Raw genomic sequence first — 16,277 nt, 5'->3', positions numbered from 1 at the left:
TATAGCCAAAATATACTTAAGATACAAAATAAGGTGAGGTTAGATGCGTTTTATCATTATCATTTGTTTGTTGTTATTAGAAAGTTGGGGAGGGTGGTGTATTGTCCACTCTACGCAGAAAAAAATTCATGGCAATGAGGATAAAGTTTTTTTCGAGCATTTTCCGTTGGGTGTGATTTATAAAAATAAAAAATGGTATCGATTTGTTTCAGGTCCCTATGAAAATCTTCAAGAAGCAAAAAAGTTTCTACATCAAACCAGGCACTATTATCCCACAGCCTATTTACGAAGATGCAAAGAGATAGAAGGGAACGATGTAAAAAAGATTATTTTTTTGAATCGATGATTTTTTCTATTGCTTTTGAACATATCGTAAGGCCGAAGCTTCCGGTAACACCGACAAAACTTCCTTTCTCTTTGCATTTCGGCTCTTCTGAGCTGAAAATGACTGGATAGTTTCCTTTGAATCCTGCTTTTTTTAATTCATAACGAATTTTTCTTGCAAAAGGGTCTCCATGTGTCTTCCATATAGACGTTGCTTCTATTTTGGTGGGATCGCTTCTTTTGGCACTTCCCATGGATGAGATGAGTTTTGGCCATACCTTTAGAGCCAGTGCCACTTTTGCATGTCTATCATCGATCGCATCGATCACAAGATCATATGGCTCAAAATCAAAATCTTCGATCCACTTTTGATCAATTTTTGCTTCTATCGCTTTGATTCCAGGATAGAGTTTTTTAAGAACATCTACTTTGACTTCTCCAACATGTTCAGAGCCTATTTGTCTATTTTGATTGGTAGGGTCATATCGGTCAAAATCAACTATTGTTATATCATGTACGCCACTTCGATAAAGACAATCGAGCGCGAAACTTCCTACGCCTCCAACACCTAAAATGAGTATTTTTGCTTTTTGTAGTTTTTCAAAATCTTTGCCAAAAAGCATGCGGCATCGCTCAAATCTCATAGCCAACTCTTTAATTTTGGAATCTCTTCATATGCTGTGAGATCGGCTTTGATCGGCGTGATAGAGACATAACCATTTTTCACTGCTTCAAAGTCACAATCTCTCTTTTTTCCTGGTATCCAATCCAACGGATGAAGTCCCAGCCACCAGTACTCGATCCCTCTAGGGTTTCTGTGCAGGTGAGCCTGATTGAAGTAGACTCGATATCCTGCTCTTGTAATTTTGTACCCTTTAAACTCTTTTGTTGAGGGGACATTGACATTAAGACATTTTCTATGACCTGCAGGCCATCCTTCTTGGAAAATTTTTTGAACAAGATCGCGAGCGACATGTTTTGCCTGTTCATATCCTACTTCCATTTCTGTCTCTTCGCAGTTGGAGTTGCACACTTGAGAGATAGCAATCGAAGGAATATCGTAAATCGCGCCTTCCATTGCACCAGCCACAGTTCCGGAATAGGTGATATCTTCTCCCATATTGGCGCCTCTGTTGATGCCGCTTACGATAATATCCGGTTTTTCATTTTCAGGATAGAGTGCACTCAGAGCTAAATAGACGCAATCGGTAGGAGTGCCATCTTCAAGTTTATAAAAATTGTCCTCGATTTCAACAAATCGAAGGGGTTTAGTGAGTGTCAAACTGTGACCACATGCACTCTTTTCATTCGCTGGTACAACGATGGTAAGTTGCGCGATATCTTGCAGGGCTTCTATGAGTGCACGAAGTCCGAGAGATTCGAATCCATCATCGTTGGTGATTAAAATCCTTTTCATTTCCTCTCAACTTTTTGGGCAATTATAACACACTCACTGTTGCCATAAATGGTGCAAAAGGGGCAAATAGAAAAAGATCAGAAGTAAAAAGAGCAGTGATGTTACGAAAACGGCTGCAGTGACTTGAGTCGGTTTACATTCATAAAGAGCTGCCAGATTGACATTGGCAACTGCCAAAGGCATCATAAGTTCCATAAAAAGCACTGCTTTGGTAAACGGTTCGATAGATAATGATGACAAAATGAGAAAGGCTATCAGTGGAATGAAAACGAATTTGATCAAAGCAATAGAGCCTATCAGTTTTGCATCAATGGCTTTGAGATGTACAGAATAAAGATAGATCCCAAAAATGAGAAGCTGTACGACCATACTCGTATATGCTCCCATTTGCAAAGATTTATCGATTGATGGAGATGGTTGATAATGCAAAAGGTTGAGTATGATAGCAAGGAGAGTAAACCAAAGCACAGGAAGTTTAATGATATTGAGAATGGAGTCTTTGACACTAAAATTTCCTCGTGAATAGAAGTAGACTCCAAAGGTGTAGACAATGATCACATTGGCAAGATTTATGAGTGTTGTATAAGGGACGGAAGCCTCGCCAAATATGGCAATACCAAGAGGAACTCCAAGGTTGCCTGTATTTCCTATGACACTTGCTACTGTGAAGATCGATCGGTCTTGCAAAGATTGGAAGAGCTTTTTTGCTAAAAGCGTATTAAAGAAAATGATACCTAAAGAGATGGTAAAAAAGAGAACAGGTGCCATTGCCAAGTCAAAATCGATCGGTTTTTGCAATATCCCCCATAGGGCGAGGAAAGGCTGGAAAATATAGACAGAAAAAATCACGAGGGTTTTATCGTGAATTTTCTCTTTGAAAAAGTATTTTGCAAAATATCCTAAAAGGATAAAGATATAGATAGCGCCGATAGAAACCAGTGTTGCAATCATTTGGCCTGTGTGATACGGAGCGTTTCGATACTATCTTCGATAGAAGCGAGATTTCCTCTGTCACCTGATTGAAGATAATGAATAAAGGCTTCTAACTCCTTATAGAGAGGCTCATCTTTTTTGATATGGATGTCTCGTGTCCGGTAGGAGTTGTCTGTTTGAAAATCGCTATAGGCATGCAAGGTTTGACCAATCAAGTCTGCTTCATAGTACACTTCTTTGCAGGCAACTTCCACTTTTCTACGCTTAAATGGTGTGAGCCAGTTTGTTGTTATATTTGCGACAATTTCATCTTCTAATAACAGGCTCAATACCGCATTGTCTTCATGGTGATTATGGATTTTTCTCGATTTGTAGATGGAAGTTTGCAAAATATCTTTGCCTGTAATGAACCGAATGAGGTCGATATCGTGTACGGCAAGATCTGTTAAAACTCCAACATCGCTGATGCGGGGAGGAAACGGACCAATCCTCGTGATCTCTATAGTATAGATAATTTTGTTTTTGAGTTCATTTTTGAGGTGCGTAATTGCCGGATTAAATCGCTCCACATGCCCAACGCAGCTTTTGACGCCTTTTTGATTAGCAGCGTGTAAAATTTCATATGCATCTTCGATAGTCGATGCAGCAGGTTTTTCTATAAAAACATCTTTGCCGTATTCAATGGCTTTGAGAGCTATCTCTTTGTGTAAAAAAGTGGGCACTGCAATGATAAGCGCATCGATAGGTTCGTTTTTGAGCATTGTATCCAAATCAGTGTAAAAAGGTTCGTAAAAATCTTCATTTTTTTGAATATCGCACAGCGCAGTAACAGTGACATTATCCATGCGTTTGAGAACTCTATAGTGATTTTTTCCCATGGATCCAAGTCCAACAATCGCTAAATTCATCGAGCTTCCTTTACAATTTCAATGAGAGAATCGATAATATAGTCTTGTTGCTCTTTTTGCAGAAAAGGGCTCATAGGCAAACTCATAATATGTTGACTCACCTTTTCCGCGACGGGAAAATCTCCGAGTTTGTAGCCAAGATTGGAAAAAGCTTTTTGCAAATGTAGCGGTTTGGGGTAGTGGATGGCTGTCGGAATCCCTTTTTCATTGAGTTTTTTACAAACCTCATCTCTGTTTTGCACCTGGATGGAGTACTGGGCATACACACTTGTTCTATCCGCTTTGACCAATGGTGTGACGACGTATTCTTGTAAAGCTTTCGTGTATCTGGTGGCAATTGTGATTCTATCTTCGATTTCTTGAGGGAAATGTTTGAGTTTGATACGAAGAATTGCCGCTTGAATTGCATCGAGTCTGGCATTGAGACCTATGAGCTCATGTTCGTATCGCTTTGTTTGGCCATGATTTTTTAAGATATCTATTTTCTTGGCGATTCTTTCATCATTTGTAAAAACAGCGCCTCCATCTCCATAGCATCCCAAAGGCTTGGAAGGAAAAAAACTGGTACATCCTATGTGCGAGAGATTGCAGCTCTTTTTTCCTTTGTACTCAGCACCGAAACTTTGTGCCCCATCTTCTATAACGATCAAACCATATCTTTGGGCTATTTTGTTGATTTCGTCCATATCGGCCGGTTGGCCGTAGAGACTGACTGGAATGATCGCTTTTGTTTTTGAGGTAATTTTTTCTTCGATTTTTGTGGGATCGATATTGTATGTCTTTTCATCGATATCGACAAAAACAGGAATTGCACCCAAAAATGCGATAACTTCTGCAGTAGCGATGAACGTGAATGGTGTAGTGATAACCTCATCACCCGGTTTCACATCAATCGCCATGAGTGCTAGGAGCAAAGCATCCGTACCGCTGCTACACCCAATGGCATGGGCCGAGCCACTATATTGGGCCAATTCCTTTTCAAGCGAACTCACTTCCGGCCCACCAATAAACTGGGCCGATGCCATCACACTCAAGACAGCCTGATCAATTTCATTTTGATATTGTTTGTACTGGGTTTTGAGGTCGATAAAATCAATTTTCATATATTATACCTTTTGGATAATTTCCGCTACATTTTTGGCGCTGCCATATTTTAACAGTGAGCGGATTTGTGAAGATTTTTCATAAAAACGTATCGTATTATACTCATTATAGGCTTTGAGAAGGTTTTGAGGGGTCACCTCATTTTGTAAATATTCTGGATGAATGGGATCTATTGTGATAGATTCGGCAAGAATATTGGCTATACCGGCATATCGCAAATGAACAAAAAGCTTTGCAATGGCAAAGTCAATACTGTTGGCGATATAGGAGAGGATAAAGGGTGTGCCGATAAGAGTGCTTTCGAGTGTCGCTGTGCCGCTGCATATGAAAGCAAATTCTGCTTTGTATAACGCTTTGTGCGTATTATGGACGATTGTAAAGCTTCTTGTATCACCATACAACTCATGCAAATTTTCTTTGGCAAAATGTTTCGGTACCACTAAAAGAGCCTCTTTGTTACTCAGCCTTTTTCGAACCTCTTGAAATACAGGCATCAATCTTTTGATTTCACTGCGTCTGCTACCGGGTAAAAATGCAATGATATCGCTTTGGATAGGCTCTTTTTTGAACTCTTTGATTTGATCAAGGAGAGGATGCCCGGCAAAGCGAATAGGTGCATCGCAGGAGTAAAATTTTGACTCAAATGGCCATATGGCACACAGTTGATCGATATATTTTTCAAGCACCTCTGCTCTTTTTGGCCTCCATGCCCAAACTTGAGGAAGTATGTAGTAGATGATCGGTTTATTTGGATAGGCTTTTTTGATTTTTTTTGCAAGAGGAATATTGAATCCTGATGAATCCATAAGCAGGACTTTGTCGGCATCTGCTGCCATTGTGACCAGGTCTTTTTGCAAGTTTTGAAAAAGAGAAATTTTTTTGACAGCATCCACAAAACCCATAACAGCCAAAGATTGCAAATCCATTACTGGATTTCCAAGCTCTTTATCGAAAATCCCTTGGATCTCTACATCGTCGAGATGAGGAAGAAGCGAGGCCAAATGGATATTTGCGGAACGCTCTAAAACACTGACAAGTAGTTTCATCTGCTCCCTTGAAAATTGGTATAATTATAGCAAAAAAGGGTAATTTGATGGAACAAAAAGAGCCGATGACGCAATATGGATATGAGAAAATTCAAAAAGAGTTTGAAGCGTTGAAAGAGGAGCGTCCAAAGGTTGTCGAAGAGATAGAACGGGCAAAAGAGCATGGAGATTTACGAGAAAATGCCGAATATCATGCTGCAAAAGAGCGACTCGCGTTTATCGATGCAAGGTTGACGGAGCTTTCAGACCTGTTGGCAAGAGCGCAAGTGATCGATCCAAGCAAACTTCCTCACGACAAAGTGGGATTTGGATCAACGGTGAAGCTTCTTGACATTGAGGAAGAAGAAGAGATTGAATACACGATTGTCGGTTCAACAGAAAGCAACCCCGAACATGGTCTCATCTCTTACAATACACCTCTTGCAAGACAGCTCATCGGCAAAGAGGAGGGAGATGAGATAACGGTGAAACTTCCAAAAGGGGAGATCGATTTTGAGGTTTTAGAAGTCTATTATAAACCGATAAAGTTTGAAGAATGATTCAGTGTGCAATTGTTGGAGCAACCGGTTATACGGGGCTGGAGCTTATCAAAATATTGTTGAATCATCCCCATTTTGAATTGACATATCTTTCCAGTAGTGAAGGGGGAGAACGGATTGAAGAGCTCTATCCAGCACTGCAAGGAGTATATGAAAAAGAGCTTGAAAAAACAGATATTAAAACAATAGCCGATAACTGCAGCCTTGCTTTTTTGGCACTTCCGCATAAAACAGCAATGGAAGTTGCAAAACCGCTCTTGGAAGCAGGCGTACGCGTGGTCGATCTTTCAGCAGATTATCGGTTGCATTTGGAAAACTATGAAGCCTACTATACAAAACATACCGATACAGAGCATCTTAAAAATGCAGTATACGGTTTACCAGAAATCTTTCGAGACAAAATAGAGCATGCCCAGCTCATAGCAAATCCGGGATGCTACCCAACAGCTACCCTTCTATCACTTATTCCATTTTTGCCTTTTATCGATGCAGATGCTCCAATTTTCATCGATGCGAAAAGCGGTGTGAGCGGGGCAGGGAAGAAATGCTCATCCAAAACCCATTATATTACTATCAATGAGAATATCTTCGCCTACAATCCCATCAGACACCGACACTCTGTTGAAATAAAAGAAAAGCTTGAACTGTTTGGAAAAGAGATCTACCATATCAATTTTGTTCCTCATCTCTTGCCGATAACTAGGGGAATGCTTGTCAGCAGTTATGTGACCTTGAAAAAGTCGATTGATCCGATAGAGGTTCTACGTGATTTTTATGCAGATGAGCCATTTGTTCGAATCAAAGAGATACCGGTCGATGTAAAGAGTGTTGCGGGAACCCATTTTTGCGACATTTACGCCCAGTGTCATGAAAATGCGCTTTTTGTAAGCAGCGCAATAGATAATCTCTTACGTGGCGCCTCTTCCCAGGCAGTCGCCAATGCGAATATCATGATGGGCTTACCTGAATCTACCGGATTACCAACAATTGCCTATGTTCCTTAAAGAAGGTGCTGTTTTCATCGCAGATGCCCATTACCATCGTGGGATTCGTGAAGAGTTTATTCAATTTGTCCAACAAATCGATACCCCCCAACTCTTTTTGATGGGGGATATCTTCGATCTGTTGGTAGGTGGAATAAAAGCTACATTGGAGGAAAACCGAGATGTTATTGCTTTGTTGAATGCTGTTTCAAAAAAGATTGAATGCATCTACCTTGAAGGGAACCACGATTTTCACTTGAACGAAGTTTTCCCTTTCATGAAAGTTATACCTCTTTCCTTGCAGCCTTTGTATCTCCAAAGCCCAAAGGGATGCATTGCCCTGTCTCATGGAGATACCTTCATAGCCGGAACGTATGCATACTATGCAAAAATAATTCGCAATCCCATTGTCATCACAATATTAAATGCCATCAATGTCGGCAATTGGCTCTCAAACAAGATTCAAACATATAACAGAGCAAAAAAATTGTGCAAAAAAATAGAAGATTTTGAAACAATCGCTTGCAAAAGAGTGCTTTTATATCAATGCGACACTGTTATAGAAGGGCACTATCATCAAAATCTCGATATAGAGTGCGACAAAAAACGATATATCAATCTGCCCTCTTTTGCCTGTTCCAAAGAGTTTATGCAGTATAAAAACGGTGCGTTCATCACTTTGAAAATGTGATACCTACTGTAAAATCAACTCTGTAACTTGCTTGAAAATTGTTGATTTCTCTAAAAAGTACAGCAGGTGTCAACTCATAAAAAATCCATTTTCTCCAGATCGTATCGTGATATTTAATGCCCAGATAGAGGTAGTCGACATGATAGGACCGTTTTTGATTTGTCGTGGAGTAGAACTGAAAACTTGGAATAGTAAATCTATTTGCGTCTAAAACAGTATAAAGCTTGAAGCTATTGAGAATTTGATGTTCATTCTCTTGGTCTTGTATATAGCGATAACTGTTTTCAAAGGCAAAATTTTGTGTAGCATTGAACTGATGAATGTAGTTGGCATAAAAAGTATTGTCCAGTTTTCTGTCAAGGTAGTAGTACAAACTATTTCCAAACTCGATACGATTTTTTTGATCAAATGGATAGGTATGAGTAAACGTCGCTCCTACAAACGGATCCGGTGTGATTGTGTGAAAGCGAACCCCCGCTCGAAATTTCAGCTTTGATTTTGTGTTGTAAAAGAGACCGAGCAGATAGGAGTTGTTGTCTATCGAATCACGGATATTGTTTCCCGATTGTTCATCGATGGAGGTGGTACGTTTGAAATCTTGCAAGAAAAGATAGAGTCTTTTTTGTGTTCTTGGCAGGGGGATTTTGGATGTGATATTGAATTTGTATCCACTCCCTATCTTTTTTGATTCTGTAAAGACTCTCAGGGATGTTTCAAGACTGTACTTTTGAGGAACAGATGCGTTGCTTTCACTTAAAAATTTGTCCAATTTTTCTATGGTGTTTCCAAAAAAATCTTCTATTTTTTTATGCCATGTATCTAAAACGCCTGCATATAAAACCGATACAGTAAAGATAAAGCTAAGTAAGTATTTCATGTGCAACCTCAAATCTGTTGGCTGTCATAATATGGACTTTGGGATGCATTTTTAGCATCGTTTCGAAAAGATCCCGGCTCAATGCCATACCCACTTCATACTCTTTTTTCTCTCCATCTTTATGGGCTTTATAGAGTTCATCGATCCAGAATCTTGGGACATTGATTCCTGGAACATGAGAAGCAAGAAACTGGGCGGTTTTGAGTTTTGTGATAGGAAAAAGGCCAAGAATAAGCTGCGATTTTGCTTTGTCATTTTGAAAGTGTGATCGTGTCTCTTCAAAAAGTTCCAGAAGCAAAGTGATATTTTCCTTGTCGAAAACCGGCTGGGTGATGATGGCAATTGCACCGTGTTCAATTTTTTTAGCAAATTTTCGTTGCAACGTTTTTGAATTTTTGGCGTAAGAATTGGATACGGCAAACGGGTAGATCTTTTTTGGTTTTATGGAAAACTCTTTGCCCGCATAATCGATACCTGCATTGAAACATTTGATGATATCCAGAAGCAGTGTACTGTCTCCTTCAAAGCATCCTTTGGTATTCGGCTGATCACTGATTTTTGCCGGATCACCAGTGAGGGCCAAAATGGCTCGTATATCAAAATCATTGGCTCCCAAAAGATCGGATTGCAAAGCGATTTTATTGCGATCGCGCATACTCATAGTGGCGATCACTGGTTTATGAAACTTCGTTTGCAAGCGGATAGCCGCCAAGATCGCGTTATATTTAAGTTTTGCAAGAGGATTATCTGTTGTTGTAAAAGCGTCTACTTTTTCATGTAGATGGTATTGTCCAATTTTTTGGATGATATTTTCTACCGTTGGCAGATGGCCAGGCGTTGTCTCAAGAGAGATGTAGCGACCATTTCGCAGCTTTTCAACGAGCGCTTCGAACATCCATACCCTTTTTGTTCTATTTTAATCTAATCTTGGTTAAACTAATGTAAAAAGGAGAGTGATGAAGCTTTGTGTTTTTGATTTTGATTCTACATTGATGGATGGTGAAACGATCGATTTTTTGGCCGGAGCTTTAGGTTTACAGGAAAAGGTAGCTGAAATTACCGAAATGGCTATGCGGGGAGAGCTCGATTTTTTTGAAAGTCTTATTACACGGGTGAAACTCCTTGAGGGTCTGGAAGAGAAAAAGGTGAATGAGATTTGTCACAGCCTCCCTTTTATGCCAGGGGCAAAAGAGACGATTGATACGCTCAAAAAAAGAGGGTATCGAGTCGTGGTTTTTAGCGGCGGTTTTCGCAATGCCACAAGCTATGCAAAAGATGTATTGGGATTGGATGGAGATTTTAGTAACATCTTGCACGCCAAAAATGGCTATTTGACTGGACTTGTTGGTGGAGAGATGATGTTTGATTTCAGTAAAGGGGACATGCTGCAGCGTTTGCAGACAATTTTAAATATTTCTCCTGACGATACGGTTGTTGTAGGTGACGGGGCCAATGACAGAAGTATGTTTGCCCATGCAAAAACAAAAATCGCTTTTTGCGCCAAAGAGGTTCTGAAAAAAGAAGCAAATGTGATTGTTGATCAAAAAGATCTTCGTTTGGTTTTAGAGTATGCAGAGTAATCTTATAAAAAGAGTGGTTATTTTGTGTATGATTGTTACTGCGCTTATTGCAGCGAAAGGAGAAAAAATGCAATTACTGTCGCCAGCTTTTGAAAATGGGGGATTGATTCCTGCTAAGTATACCTGTGACGGAGCCGATATTTCAGTGCCTCTTATTTTTCGCAATGTTCCGCAAGAGGCAAAGAGTCTAGCGATTATCATGGATGATCCAGATGCTCCAATGGGCGTTTTCGTTCACTGGGTAATCTATGACATTCCATCTACCATTGAAGGTTTGCCTGAAGGAATCCCAAATGCACCAGAACTTGAATATGGGATCAAACAGGGTATCAACGACTTTGGCAAAATCGGCTATGGAGGACCATGCCCACCAAACGGGGCTCATAGATACTTTATAAAACTCTATGCCCTCGATCGGGTTCTTAATGTACAACCAGGACTTTCAAAACAGGATCTTTTGGAGATAATAAAGCCTTTTGTGATCGATGAAGCAATATTGATGGGCGTTTATGAGCGCTGAGGCCTATATCGGCACAAGCGGATTTTACTATGAACACTGGAAAGGGGTGTTTTATCCCGAGGAGCTACCGAAAAAAGAGTATTTGCGGTTTTATATGCACCATTTCAATACAGTTGAAATGAATGCCACCTTCTATCATCTTCCAAAAGCAAAGACCGTCCAGCATTGGCTGGAGGTGGCACAAGAAGGATTTTACTACACCATCAAAGCTTACAGAGGCATTACGCATTATAAAAAACTCAAAGATGCAAAAGATGAACTCTTTCGTTTTATGCATTTGATTAAACCGCTCAAGGCCCATCTTGGTGTCATTCTTTTTCAATTGCCACCATCTTTGCACAAAGATCTTGAACTTTTGGCCTCCTTTTTACATATTTTGCCGCATGGGTATCGGTACGCTTTTGAATTTCGGCATAACAGTTGGTATGAAGAGGAGTTGTTTGAGTTGCTACGAAGATATGGAGTCGCTTTTTGCATACATGACTTTGGGAAAAAGAGTACCCCTATTGTTCAAACTGCTCATTTTGTCTATATTCGCTTTCACGGAACCAATGGAAGGTATGTGGGTTCATATGATGATGCGACACTTCTTTGGTGGGCAAAAAGAATAGAAAGTTTTTTGCATAATAACAGTGACGTATATGCCTATTTCAATAACGACTTTGGAGGAGCTGCGGTACAGGATGCAAAAAGATTACTATCCTTTTTGCATGCAGAGTAGAAAAACATCAAACGCTTTATGTTTTTGAATTGTGTGAACAATCTTTTGACAAACTTTCGTAAACCCTTGCTTTTGCAACTGGTCTTCAAGCCACTTTGGATCGAAGCCAAAATGATGAACTCCTCTGTTATCACTATGAAATGTTCCATCTTCTGTGACCAAATCTGCGATGCATATAATCCCATCAGATTTTAGTTTTGCATAGAGTTTACCGATGATTTCGTGGATATCCTCGATGTGATGAAATGTCATAGAACTGACAATAAGATCGAATGGGGGTTCAATTGCATCGATATCTTTGCAATATGCTTTGATGGAAGGGGATGGGGATTTTGCATTGAACATCTCCACCATTTTCGGTGCAGTGTCGACACCGGTGATGGAATTGGCAATATCTGTGAGTTCATAACTGACCAGCCCGGTTCCACAGCCAAAATCGAGAATATCCAAACTCTTTTTTCGCACGCACTCTTTGATAGCTTTCGCAACCTTTTGTGCAGTCTGGACTCTTCGGCTGTTCTTATCCCACTCTTTTGCCCTCTCGTCGAAACTACTCACCTTTGAGTCCTAGACAGTTGACTGCAATACCACGGATCTTTCTCGCTTGGTAATCGAGCGCAAACCATCTGTCAAAAACTTCATTGGCTGGGATACATCCGGCTTTTGAAAAATCGAGCTGACCGTTTTCATCTTTTGGAATATAGCGCTCCAAAAAGTCATACATTTCAAGTCTCATCTTTTCGTATGTTTTGAATTCCGCCATTGCTTTCTCTTTGTCCACAAGAACCTCCTGTTTTTTGGATATTCTATTACATTTGTAACAAAATGGAAAGAAAAATTTATTCAAAATATAATTATAAGCTTTTGTAAGCTACATTTTATTACAATAAACCAAATCCTAATATTGGAGCGATCATGATATTGGAAGCCGTAAAGTATATGATCCTTGGAATGGGGGTCGTGTATCTATTTTTAATGTTGATGATATGGGTGTTGGATTGGCAGCACAAGCTTTTGTTGAAATACTTTCCTGAAAGTTTTGAAGAACCCAAAGCCGAGGAAAGCGTTACTTCAAAACGAGAAAAATTGAAAAAAGTAGCTGCCATAACCGCTGCTTTACATCATATGAAAAACTCATAAAAAGAGGGGAACATGGCAAAAAAGAAGTATATTGATGTGATGGATACCACCTTCAGAGACGGGTTTCAATCCGTTTTTGGTGGACGAGTTTTGATGAAAGATTTTTTGCCGGCACTTGATGCGGCAAAAGAGGTTGGCATTACCCATTTCGAGTTTGGTGGAGGAGCGAGATTTCAAAGCCTCTTTTTCTATTTACGAGAAAATGCATTTGATATGATGGATGCTTTTAGGGAAAAGGTCGGACCTGAAGCAAATCTCCAGATTTTGGCTCGCGGGATCAACACAGTGATGCTTGATACGGGAAGCCGAGAGTTGATTGATCTCTTTGCGAAAATGTTTGCTAAGCATGGAACGACGACAGTACGAAATTTCGATGCACTCAATGATGTGGACAATCTTGAATACTCCGCAAAATGCATCAAAAAATATGGCATGAAGCATGAAGCGGTTATTACTATCATGGATCTTCCTCCTGGCTGCACCGGTGCACATACTCCAGAGTTTTATGAAAAAAAGTTACGAGAAATTTTAGATAGAGGTATCGAGTTTGACAGTCTCGCTTTCAAAGACGCAAGCGGTACCAGCAGTCCGGAGAAAGTGTATCAGACTATCAAAATGGCTCGAAAACTTTTGGGAAAAGATGTACATATCCGTCTTCATACCCACGAGACTGCCGGTGTAAGCGTGGCATGTTATCTAGCGGCTCTTGAAGCGGGAGTTGATGGTATAGATTTGGCAGCTGCTCCTGTAAGTGGCGGAACGAGCCAACCAGATATCATCACGATGCTTCATGCTGTCAAAGGCAAACCGTATGACCTAGGTGGACTCGATATGGAAAAAGTATTAGATTATGAAGAGGTACTCAAAGAGTGCTTGGCAGACTATTTTATCCCACCAGAAGCAACGCAAGTGAGTCCACTTATTCCATTCTCTCCAATGCCTGGCGGTGCATTGACAGCCAATACCCAGATGATGCGAGACAATAAAATATTGCATAAATATCCGGAAGTTATCAAGGCGATGCGAGAAGTAGTAGAAAAGGGTGGTTTTGGAACGAGTGTGACTCCTGTGAGCCAATTTTACTGGCAGCAAGCATTCAATAATGTGATGTTTGGTCCTTGGAAGAAAATAGCTCCGGGATATGGCCGAATGGTGCTTGGATATTTTGGAAAAACGCCAGTTGAACCAGACCAGGAGGTTGTAAAACTAGCAAGCGAGCAGCTTGGACTTGAACCAACAAAAGAGAATCCACTCGATATTGCGGATAGAGACGAAACGAAATCGATCGCATACTGGAAGAAAAAACTGGAAGATGAAAAAATCGAAACGACAGAAGAGAATATCTTTATAGCGGCTGCTTGTGGCGAGAAGGGGATCGCATTCTTAAAAGGCGAAAGTCCATTAATGGTGAGAAAAATAAGCGAAATGGAGGAAGAAAAAGTGGGTAAAACGAGCGGAATCTATACAGTGATCGTTGATGGTGAGAAATTTGTCGTTGAAGTTGCCGAAGGAAACGTTGAGGTAAAACCGGAAGCGGAAGCGAAAAAAGAGGTTGAGATCGTTGAAGAACAGGCGAGTAAAGGAGAAGCAGCAGGGGGCATGGTCGAGATAAAATCGGCTGTTCCTGGAAATGTCTGGAAAATTCTTGTCAATCCAGGTGATAAAGTAAAAGCTGGAGATAAGATTATGATTTTGGAATCGATGAAGATGGAGATCGATATCCCAGCTCCTCAAGATGGTGTCATAGCGCATATCGCTGTTAAAGTGAACGATAGTGTTGAAGAGGGCCAAGTTCTGGCAACGATGGAGTAGGGCGATGAAAAAAAGACTTGTTACCTTTTTTCTGGCACTCTCGTTTTTTCTTATTCCATTGGGTGCTTTGGCGACAGTGAACCATATCGCATCCAATGAGACGCACAAAGAGGTGCAAACAGAAAACAAAAGTTTTGGCTCTTTACTTCTTAACTTTTATAAACAGACTGGGATCTATGCGTTTTTAAGTCCTAAAGATGGTGTTAAAAATGCTAAAGGTGATGAAGTTAGTAAATTTCAGCAAAGTTTTGGCCGTCTTATAATGATTGCCATCTGTTTTGTTCTTTTTTACTTGGCTATTGCGAAAGGATTTGAGCCACTTTTATTGATTCCTATCGGTTTTGGTGGGCTTTTAGCCAATATTCCTCTTGCTAACATCATAGGTGACGGTGGGTTTATTGGTGAGCTTTTCAAAGCAGGTATCGCCAATGAGCTCTTTCCGATTCTCATCTTCATGGGTGTTGGAGCAATGACCGATTTTGGACCACTCTTGGCAAACCCAAAAACAGCACTTTTGGGTGCGGCTGCACAGTTTGGTATCTTTGGAACACTCGTTGGTGCTGTAGCATTAAGCCAGCTTGGAATATTTGATTTTAGTATGCAGGATGCTGCAGCTATCTCTATCATTGGTGGGGCAGACGGTCCGACAACCATTTTTATAGCAAGTAAACTCGCTCCTGATCTTTTGGGTGCGATGGCTGTAGCGGCATATAGTTACATGGCACTTGTTCCAGTTATTCAGCCACCAATCATGAAAGCTTTAACAAGTGAAGAGGAACGAAAGATCAAAATGACTACAAGACGAAAAGTGAGTAAACTTGAAAAAATGCTCTTTCCTTTGACTGTGTTGATTTTAACGCTTTTGATCTTACCAGAGTCTTCTCCACTTATCGGAGCTCTTACTTTTGGTAACTTTGTACGGGAATCCGGAGTGGTAGAACGACTTTCAAAAACATTACAAAATGAACTTATCAACATCGTAACAATCTTTTTGGGACTTTCTGTAGGAAGTAAGCTTGTTGCAGAATATTTTTTGGTTCCTGAAACACTTGGTATTTTACTTTTGGGTCTTGTAGCTTTCTCTATCGGTACTGCTGCTGGCGTTATCATGGGTAAAATCATGAATAAAATGTCCAAAGAACCGATCAACCCACTTATCGGTGCAGCAGGTGTGAGCGCTGTACCTATGGCAGCACGTGTAGCCAATAGGGTAGGGATGGAGAGTGATCCTACAAATGTTCTTTTGATGCATGCAATGGGACCAAATGTTGCTGGAGTTATCGGTTCTGCTGTGGCAGCAGGGGTACTGCTATCGATCTTCTAAGAGGCTTTATGCCTCTTCCCAATCTTTTTTATGTTTTTCTTTAGTAAATCTTCTTTTTCTTTTGAGTTTCCGTAAGAGATTTGCCTCTTTCAAAACATCCTCTCTGAGTTCTTGTGCGCTTTTGTCACTTCTTCCTATATTGGCGTTTTTTTCAACAAATTTCTCTAACGATTTGAGGTACTCACTGGAGAGATAGGTTTTCTCTATTGTTTCCAATGGTTTGAAGATTGTATCCAAAAAGGATACGATCTCCTGTTTTGTTGGTTCCTTTTTGTTGAAAAAGTCGACGATTCTGTTGACAAATCGTTCCAATTCACGTATATATTTGCTCCTTGTGAATTTCTCTTTTTTCACTCCA

21 protein-coding genes are annotated in these 16,277 nt (G+C 40.3%); 10 read left to right on the top strand and 11 right to left on the bottom strand.

The window, feature by feature from the left end; all coding sequences use genetic code 11:
- Window positions 1–43 precede the first annotated feature (43 nt).
- A complete protein-coding gene (locus JG735_RS07015; protein ID WP_201334363.1) occupies window positions 44–346 on the top strand; it encodes an SPOR domain-containing protein in 303 nt (100 codons plus the stop codon).
- Here JG735_RS07015 and JG735_RS07010 read toward each other — a convergent pair.
- The 6 genes from JG735_RS07010 to lpxB are packed head-to-tail and all read right to left on the bottom strand — an operon-like array spanning window position 327 to window position 5,732.
- Window positions 327–968, bottom strand: a complete 642-nt coding sequence (locus JG735_RS07010; protein ID WP_201334362.1) for a tRNA threonylcarbamoyladenosine dehydratase — start codon at window positions 966–968, stop codon at window positions 327–329. The genes JG735_RS07015 and JG735_RS07010 overlap by 20 nt on opposite strands.
- On the bottom strand, window positions 965–1,741 hold the full coding sequence (gene surE, locus JG735_RS07005) for a 5'/3'-nucleotidase SurE (protein WP_201334361.1): 777 nt from the start codon (window positions 1,739–1,741) through the stop codon (window positions 965–967). Before surE ends, JG735_RS07010 begins: the two co-directional genes overlap by 4 nt.
- Before the next feature lie 33 nt (window positions 1,742–1,774).
- A complete protein-coding gene (locus JG735_RS07000) occupies window positions 1,775–2,692 on the bottom strand; it encodes an AEC family transporter (RefSeq protein WP_201334360.1) in 918 nt (305 codons plus the stop codon).
- Entirely contained in the window at window positions 2,689–3,582 is an 894-nt protein-coding gene (locus JG735_RS06995; RefSeq protein ID WP_201334359.1) for a Gfo/Idh/MocA family protein, read from the bottom strand. Before JG735_RS06995 ends, JG735_RS07000 begins: the two co-directional genes overlap by 4 nt.
- Window positions 3,579–4,685 (bottom strand): DegT/DnrJ/EryC1/StrS aminotransferase family protein, encoded by a 1,107-nt coding sequence (locus tag JG735_RS06990; protein ID WP_201334358.1) that lies wholly within the window; start codon window positions 4,683–4,685, stop codon window positions 3,579–3,581. Before JG735_RS06990 ends, JG735_RS06995 begins: the two co-directional genes overlap by 4 nt.
- A 3-nt stretch (window positions 4,686–4,688) precedes the next feature.
- A complete protein-coding gene (gene lpxB, locus JG735_RS06985; protein ID WP_201334357.1) occupies window positions 4,689–5,732 on the bottom strand; it encodes a lipid-A-disaccharide synthase in 1,044 nt (347 codons plus the stop codon).
- A gap of 47 nt (window positions 5,733–5,779) precedes the next feature.
- On the opposite strand from lpxB, the gene greA reads away from it, so the two are divergent.
- The 3 genes from greA to JG735_RS06970 are packed head-to-tail and all read left to right on the top strand — an operon-like array spanning window position 5,780 to window position 7,945.
- Window positions 5,780–6,271: a transcription elongation factor GreA gene (gene greA / locus JG735_RS06980; protein ID WP_012082684.1), complete on the top strand. Its 492-nt coding sequence runs from the start codon at window positions 5,780–5,782 to the stop codon at window positions 6,269–6,271.
- Window positions 6,268–7,275 carry an N-acetyl-gamma-glutamyl-phosphate reductase gene (gene argC, locus JG735_RS06975; protein WP_201334356.1) on the top strand — a complete coding sequence of 336 codons (1,008 nt, stop codon included), beginning with the start codon at window positions 6,268–6,270 and terminating at the stop codon, window positions 7,273–7,275. Before greA ends, argC begins: the two co-directional genes overlap by 4 nt.
- Entirely contained in the window at window positions 7,265–7,945 is a 681-nt protein-coding gene (locus JG735_RS06970; RefSeq protein ID WP_201334355.1) for a UDP-2,3-diacylglucosamine diphosphatase, read from the top strand. Before argC ends, JG735_RS06970 begins: the two co-directional genes overlap by 11 nt.
- Here JG735_RS06970 and JG735_RS06965 read toward each other — a convergent pair.
- Complete coding sequence (locus JG735_RS06965; protein ID WP_201334354.1) at window positions 7,929–8,822, bottom strand: hypothetical protein; 894 nt, start codon at window positions 8,820–8,822, stop codon at window positions 7,929–7,931. The two genes, JG735_RS06970 and JG735_RS06965, sit on opposite strands and share 17 nt — an antisense overlap.
- Window positions 8,806–9,717, bottom strand: a complete 912-nt coding sequence (locus JG735_RS06960; RefSeq protein ID WP_201334353.1) for a methylenetetrahydrofolate reductase — start codon at window positions 9,715–9,717, stop codon at window positions 8,806–8,808. Before JG735_RS06960 ends, JG735_RS06965 begins: the two co-directional genes overlap by 17 nt.
- 61 nt (window positions 9,718–9,778) lie before the next feature.
- Here JG735_RS06960 and serB point away from each other — a divergent pair, with 61 nt between their 5' ends.
- The 3 genes from serB to JG735_RS06945 all read left to right on the top strand — a co-directional run bounded on the left by serB (window position 9,779) and on the right by JG735_RS06945 (window position 11,643).
- Window positions 9,779–10,402 (top strand): phosphoserine phosphatase SerB, encoded by a 624-nt coding sequence (gene serB / locus JG735_RS06955; RefSeq protein ID WP_201334352.1) that lies wholly within the window; start codon window positions 9,779–9,781, stop codon window positions 10,400–10,402.
- Between the two features lie 67 nt (window positions 10,403–10,469).
- Window positions 10,470–10,922, top strand: coding sequence for a YbhB/YbcL family Raf kinase inhibitor-like protein (locus tag JG735_RS06950; RefSeq protein ID WP_201334351.1), 453 nt, complete (start codon window positions 10,470–10,472; stop codon window positions 10,920–10,922).
- Window positions 10,912–11,643: a DUF72 domain-containing protein gene (locus JG735_RS06945; RefSeq protein WP_201334350.1), complete on the top strand. Its 732-nt coding sequence runs from the start codon at window positions 10,912–10,914 to the stop codon at window positions 11,641–11,643. The genes JG735_RS06950 and JG735_RS06945 overlap by 11 nt, the downstream gene beginning before the upstream one ends.
- On the opposite strand, the gene JG735_RS06940 is transcribed toward JG735_RS06945, so the two are convergent.
- Both JG735_RS06940 and JG735_RS06935 read right to left on the bottom strand, forming a co-directional pair.
- On the bottom strand, window positions 11,620–12,201 hold the full coding sequence (locus JG735_RS06940; RefSeq protein WP_201334349.1) for a class I SAM-dependent methyltransferase: 582 nt from the start codon (window positions 12,199–12,201) through the stop codon (window positions 11,620–11,622). The genes JG735_RS06945 and JG735_RS06940 overlap by 24 nt on opposite strands.
- A complete protein-coding gene (locus JG735_RS06935; RefSeq protein ID WP_201334348.1) occupies window positions 12,194–12,424 on the bottom strand; it encodes a hypothetical protein in 231 nt (76 codons plus the stop codon). The genes JG735_RS06940 and JG735_RS06935 overlap by 8 nt, the downstream gene beginning before the upstream one ends.
- A gap of 134 nt (window positions 12,425–12,558) precedes the next feature.
- On the opposite strand from JG735_RS06935, the gene JG735_RS06930 reads away from it, so the two are divergent.
- The 3 genes from JG735_RS06930 to JG735_RS06920 are packed head-to-tail and all read left to right on the top strand — an operon-like array spanning window position 12,559 to window position 15,919.
- Complete coding sequence (locus JG735_RS06930) at window positions 12,559–12,783, top strand: OadG family protein (RefSeq protein WP_201334347.1); 225 nt, start codon at window positions 12,559–12,561, stop codon at window positions 12,781–12,783.
- Between the two features lie 12 nt (window positions 12,784–12,795).
- The gene (locus JG735_RS06925; RefSeq protein ID WP_201334346.1) at window positions 12,796–14,595 is read left to right on the top strand and encodes a biotin/lipoyl-containing protein; all 1,800 of its coding nucleotides are present in this window, start codon (window positions 12,796–12,798) and stop codon (window positions 14,593–14,595) included.
- Between the two features lie 4 nt (window positions 14,596–14,599).
- On the top strand, window positions 14,600–15,919 hold the full coding sequence (locus tag JG735_RS06920; RefSeq protein ID WP_201334345.1) for a sodium ion-translocating decarboxylase subunit beta: 1,320 nt from the start codon (window positions 14,600–14,602) through the stop codon (window positions 15,917–15,919).
- A 6-nt stretch (window positions 15,920–15,925) separates the two neighbouring features.
- Here the strand turns inward: JG735_RS06920 and JG735_RS06915 are convergent, their stop codons facing one another.
- A complete protein-coding gene (locus tag JG735_RS06915) occupies window positions 15,926–16,273 on the bottom strand; it encodes a hypothetical protein (protein WP_201334344.1) in 348 nt (115 codons plus the stop codon).
- Window positions 16,274–16,277: the final 4 nt, after the last annotated feature.

Source organism: Nitratiruptor sp. YY08-10 (genome assembly GCF_016629565.1).
Classification (GTDB): Bacteria; Campylobacterota; Campylobacteria; order Campylobacterales; family Nitratiruptoraceae; genus Nitratiruptor.
This window is presented reverse-complemented; position numbering and strand designations above follow the sequence as displayed.

What these genes read in the sequence shown, in the direction of transcription:
- JG735_RS07015 (WP_201334363.1), top strand. Translation starts at nt 44, where the DNA reads ATGCGTTTTATCATTATCATTTGTTTGTTGTTATTAGAAAGTTGGGGA.
- JG735_RS07010 (WP_201334362.1), bottom strand. Translation starts at nt 968, where the DNA reads ATGAGATTTGAGCGATGCCGCATGCTTTTTGGCAAAGATTTTGAAAAA.
- surE (WP_201334361.1), bottom strand. Translation starts at nt 1,741, where the DNA reads ATGAAAAGGATTTTAATCACCAACGATGATGGATTCGAATCTCTCGGA.
- JG735_RS07000 (WP_201334360.1), bottom strand. Translation starts at nt 2,692, where the DNA reads ATGATTGCAACACTGGTTTCTATCGGCGCTATCTATATCTTTATCCTT.
- JG735_RS06995 (WP_201334359.1), bottom strand. Translation starts at nt 3,582, where the DNA reads ATGAATTTAGCGATTGTTGGACTTGGATCCATGGGAAAAAATCACTAT.
- JG735_RS06990 (WP_201334358.1), bottom strand. Translation starts at nt 4,685, where the DNA reads ATGAAAATTGATTTTATCGACCTCAAAACCCAGTACAAACAATATCAA.
- lpxB (WP_201334357.1), bottom strand. Translation starts at nt 5,732, where the DNA reads ATGAAACTACTTGTCAGTGTTTTAGAGCGTTCCGCAAATATCCATTTG.
- greA (WP_012082684.1), top strand. Translation starts at nt 5,780, where the DNA reads ATGGAACAAAAAGAGCCGATGACGCAATATGGATATGAGAAAATTCAA.
- argC (WP_201334356.1), top strand. Translation starts at nt 6,268, where the DNA reads ATGATTCAGTGTGCAATTGTTGGAGCAACCGGTTATACGGGGCTGGAG.
- JG735_RS06970 (WP_201334355.1), top strand. Translation starts at nt 7,265, where the DNA reads ATGTTCCTTAAAGAAGGTGCTGTTTTCATCGCAGATGCCCATTACCAT.
- JG735_RS06965 (WP_201334354.1), bottom strand. Translation starts at nt 8,822, where the DNA reads ATGAAATACTTACTTAGCTTTATCTTTACTGTATCGGTTTTATATGCA.
- JG735_RS06960 (WP_201334353.1), bottom strand. Translation starts at nt 9,717, where the DNA reads ATGTTCGAAGCGCTCGTTGAAAAGCTGCGAAATGGTCGCTACATCTCT.
- serB (WP_201334352.1), top strand. Translation starts at nt 9,779, where the DNA reads ATGAAGCTTTGTGTTTTTGATTTTGATTCTACATTGATGGATGGTGAA.
- JG735_RS06950 (WP_201334351.1), top strand. Translation starts at nt 10,470, where the DNA reads ATGCAATTACTGTCGCCAGCTTTTGAAAATGGGGGATTGATTCCTGCT.
- JG735_RS06945 (WP_201334350.1), top strand. Translation starts at nt 10,912, where the DNA reads ATGAGCGCTGAGGCCTATATCGGCACAAGCGGATTTTACTATGAACAC.
- JG735_RS06930 (WP_201334347.1), top strand. Translation starts at nt 12,559, where the DNA reads ATGATATTGGAAGCCGTAAAGTATATGATCCTTGGAATGGGGGTCGTG.
- JG735_RS06925 (WP_201334346.1), top strand. Translation starts at nt 12,796, where the DNA reads ATGGCAAAAAAGAAGTATATTGATGTGATGGATACCACCTTCAGAGAC.
- JG735_RS06920 (WP_201334345.1), top strand. Translation starts at nt 14,600, where the DNA reads ATGAAAAAAAGACTTGTTACCTTTTTTCTGGCACTCTCGTTTTTTCTT.